General features: G+C 36.9%; 3 protein-coding genes. 2 read left to right on the top strand and 1 reads right to left on the bottom strand.

The features are described 5' to 3' along the window. Positions 1–273 precede the first annotated feature (273 nt). Positions 274–2,154, bottom strand: a complete 1,881-nt coding sequence (locus A1D25_RS08710; protein ID WP_157395298.1) for a SurA N-terminal domain-containing protein — start codon at positions 2,152–2,154, stop codon at positions 274–276. Between the two features lie 211 nt (positions 2,155–2,365). On the opposite strand from A1D25_RS08710, the gene A1D25_RS08705 reads away from it, so the two are divergent. Next, positions 2,366–3,685 carry a cation:proton antiporter gene (locus tag A1D25_RS08705; protein WP_157395297.1) on the top strand — a complete coding sequence of 440 codons (1,320 nt, stop codon included), beginning with the start codon at positions 2,366–2,368 and terminating at the stop codon, positions 3,683–3,685. 124 nt (positions 3,686–3,809) lie between these two features. Next, positions 3,810–4,079 carry a 30S ribosomal protein S15 gene (rpsO, locus tag A1D25_RS08700; RefSeq protein WP_157395296.1) on the top strand — a complete coding sequence of 90 codons (270 nt, stop codon included), beginning with the start codon at positions 3,810–3,812 and terminating at the stop codon, positions 4,077–4,079. Positions 4,080–4,288 lie beyond the last annotated feature (209 nt).

Genomic DNA, 4,288 nt, shown 5'->3' with positions numbered 1-4,288 from the left:
AGTGCGTCCGAATGAAAAAAGACTTTGTCAATAATCTATGGTGGGCTAAAGCTCACTATAGATTGATAATAAGCCCTAATTTGTTGTATTTCATAAACGGACGCCAGCGTGGCGTCCCTACATAATGGTATGAAATCGTTTATTTTTCAATTGGTTATAATTATCTTTGTAGGGGGTACTGCGTGCGTCCGAATAAGAAAAGACTTTGTTAATAATCTATGGTGGGCTAAAGCCCACCCTACACGAAATAAGTTCGTCAATAATCTGTGATGGTTATTTTTGATATTGTGCTTCTAGCTCTTCCATAAACTCTTGGTTTATTTCGATTTTAGCTTTTGCACGCAAATCATTTAATAGTGTTAAATAAAGTGCTGCTTGATCTTGCTGTGAAATCGCATTAGATAACATTGTAAAACCTTCTTGCTCAATACTGCCATCAACCACTTTATCTAAAGCAATAATTAACACATCACCATTTTTATCTCTAGCAACTTGATAGTTAGGCTTATCGCTTGGTTTCGCCATTGAGAATAGCGTTTGTGATAATACTGGGTGCGTTGTTTGAGCTTGGATAAATACAAGCTCTTCTGCTTTACCGAAATCCACTGTTGCTGCGTTTCCTGCATTGAGTGATTTTACTTCTTGCTCTGCTTTGGCAAGTAATGCTTTTTCGGCTTTTTCTTGTTTAACTAGTTGTTCAACCGCAGATTTAGCTTGCTCAAACGTTTGAGTGCTTTCTGCTTGATAATCAGTCACTCGTAAGAAAAGCGTTGCCGCTTGATCACCATTGGTAATATCAATTGCTTCTGAGTTTTGCTTGCTCTGTTTCAACTCACTATTGAAGATAGCTTTGATAACTTTGTCGTTATTTAATTCTGCTGGAATTTGGCTATGTGTAAAACTTTTGGTTTTCTTTAATGTTAAGCCAACAGCATCAGCAGCATCTTGTAATGAACCACTATTTTCAAAGGCTTTATTTTTTAGCTCATTGATTGCATTTGAGTATTCTGGTGCAACAAGTTCACTTTTGATAATGCTTGTAATGCGATCTTTCACTTCTGCAAGTGGGGTTTCGCTACCACGTTGTTCTAGTACTTTAACAATGTGGTAAGCACCATCAATTTTGACAGGTTTACTAAATTCACCCACTTTTAGGCTATTTAAAGCGACTTCAAAAGCGGTAGGGAAAGTGCCATTTTTTACCCAACCTAAATCACCGCCATTTTTAGCTGTAATACTGTCAGTTGAGTGTTCTTTCGCTAACGTTGCAAATTCAGTACCATTTTTTAGCTGTTCATAAATCGTATTGGCTGTTGTTTCATCAGCTACTTGAATATGCGCTGCTTTTTTCTCTATATTCCCAAATTGAGATTTGTTGGTTTGATAATAGGTTTCAATTTGTTCTGGGGTAATTTGAACCTTATTTTCAAAATCTTTCGGGGTCGCGATGAGGTACTCCACCGCAACTTGCTCTGGGTTAATAAATTCTTTTTGATGAGCATCATAGTAGCTTTTTAGTTCATCTTCAGAAGCGGTTTGATTTGCCATTTCTTTTGCAATTGGCATTGTGAATAAACGAGCAACACGTTTTTGTAGTAATAATTTAGCTAATAGCTCTTTTTCTGCTGGTACGCTGAAATTACTATTGATAATGCCTTCATTCAACTGAGAGATTAACATTCCATCACGCACTGTCGCTGCATATTGATCTGGTGTAATGCGGCTACGTTGTAATGATTGTTGATAAAGAGCATTGTCGAATTTACCGTTGGTGTTAAATGCACCGCTATTGACAATTTCTGACTTGATTTGGTCTGCGGTAATACCTAGCTTTAATTCTTGGATATATTGGCGAATAAGTTCTTCATTTACCAATCCATCTAAAATAGCTTGCTGAAATTGTTTGGCATATTCAGGATTATCAAGTAGATCGCCTGCTTGTCCACCTAATTGAGTGTAAAGTGCGTTTTCTCGTTGGCTTTTTTGGTTGTTAAATAACTGTTGGGAAATTTCTTGCCCGTTTACTTTTACTGCTGATGTGTCGGCTGTAAACAATGTTCCACCAATTCCACCAAGTACGAATGAAAGCGACACTAGTGCAAAAATAATTTTAAATACTGGTCCGCTTGTTCGATTATGCATATTTTCAATCATTGCGATTATATTCCTTAATCAAGTTAATATTTGCTTGATTATACTGTAAAGCAACTAATTCTCAAATTTGAATTTTTGCAAAAAATTGTGGCGATAAGACCGCTTGCAGATCGGTTTTGTTAGGATTTTTTGCATTTGAAGGGAAAATTTGCTTTAATTCGCACTCATATTTTCATTTCCTTTTACTACTTTGACATTCTAAGGATAGCGTATGGGTATTTACGCATATATTTGTTTTCTCTCAGCCTTATCTATTTTGCTAGGCTTTATCACCAGTAAAATCAGTGCTCAAGTTCAATCAACCATTGCCATTACTGCGGCAGCGATGGTGGGGTCTTTGTTACTTTTATTGCTTGGTTCTTTCGGTTGGTTTAATTTAGATCATATTGCGATTGAAGTAATGGAGCAGATCGACTTTAAGAGTTTCTTGCTTAACGGAATTTTAGGTTTCTTGTTATTTGCAGGTTCGTTAGGTATTAAATTGCCATTATTGAAAGATCAAAAATGGGAAATTACGATTTTTGCTCTGTTTTCTACTATTGCTTCCACTTTTATTGTTGGGTCTCTTATCTATTTCTTAAGTAATCTTATTGGGTTACCAATGGATTTTATTTATTGTTTGCTCTTTGGTGCGTTAATTTCACCAAACGACCCGATAGCAGTTATTGCGATAATTAAAAATCTTCGTGCACCTAAACGTATTGCTATTCAAGTTGAAGGGGAATCTTTATTCAATGATGGTGTCGGCTTGGTGATTTTTGTTACTGTCTTTGCCGTTGCTTTTGGTGGGCAGGAGGCTTCCTTCAGCGGTATTATGGGGCTGTTTTTACACGAGGCTATTGGCGGTATCTTATTTGGCTTTGTACTTGGATTTATTGCACATATTCTGATTTCATCTACTGATGATGGTAGCTTGGAAATCCTTCTTACTTTAACTATTCCAACCGCAGGCTTTATGTTTGCAAATAACTTCCTTCACGTTTCAGGTGCGTTAGCGATGGTAGTTTCTGGGATTATGATTGGTAACTGGACTCGTCATTCAGGCTTTTCGGAACAGAGCCAACGTTATTTAGATCACTTCTGGGAAATGATCGACCATTTCTTGAATGCGTTGTTATTCTTCCTAATTGGTTTTGCGTTATTGCTTATTGATTTTAGTATTTACGGTATTATTTTAATGATTGCAGCAATTCCTGTTTGTTTAGCGGCTCGCTATGCAAGTTTATGGCTTCCGTTACAAGTACTTAAAAAATTCCGTACTTATAATCCATACACGTTAAAAATTATGACGTGGGGCGGATTGCGTGGTGGTTTGGCTTTAGCGATGGCGTTATCTATTCCTGCTAAAACCGCTTTTGTAGGTGATGGAATTGATGTGAAAGATATTATTTTGGTGATGACTTATTCGGTGGTGATGTTCTCGATTTTAGTTCAGGGTTCAACCGTTGAGCCGATGATTCGTAAATCAAAAGCGGTTGATCCAAATAAAGAAGAGTATTTACAGCCAAGTAATCAAACTTCTCATCATTAAAATTTTATTTAGGGAAGATTGCTTTTATAGCGAATTCCCTTTAGAATTTGCAACTTCGTGTCGTAGCTGAATTAGAGATCGGCTATTGATGAATTTAAACTTAACTACTTTTTAGGAGTAAAAAATGTCTCTAAGCGTAGAAGCAAAAGCAAAAATCGTTGCTGAATTTGGTCGTGATGCAAAAGATACTGGTTCTTCAGAAGTGCAAATCGCACTTTTAACTGCACAAATCAACCACTTACAAGGCCACTTTGCTGAGCATAAAAAAGATCACCACGGTCGTCGTGGTTTATTACGTATGGTTTCACGCCGTCGTAAATTATTAGACTACTTAAAACGTACTGATCTTGCTAAATATTCAGAAACTATCGCACGTTTAGGTTTACGTCGCTAATTTCAGATAGAAAAAGCCGAGCAGATAAATGCTCGGTTCAGATTATTGACAAAGTCTTTTTTCATTCGGACGCCAGCGTGGCGTCCCTACAAGGAAAGTTATAACCAATTGAAAAATAACAGATTTTATTTTGTTATGTAGGGACGCCACGCTGGCGTCCGTTAATTGGATACAACAAATTGGGGTTTGTCATCAGTCTGCAGTTTTAT

Source organism: Ursidibacter arcticus (assembly GCF_009761375.1).
Taxonomy (GTDB): domain Bacteria; phylum Pseudomonadota; class Gammaproteobacteria; order Enterobacterales; family Pasteurellaceae; genus Ursidibacter; species Ursidibacter arcticus.
This window is presented reverse-complemented; position numbering and strand designations above follow the sequence as displayed.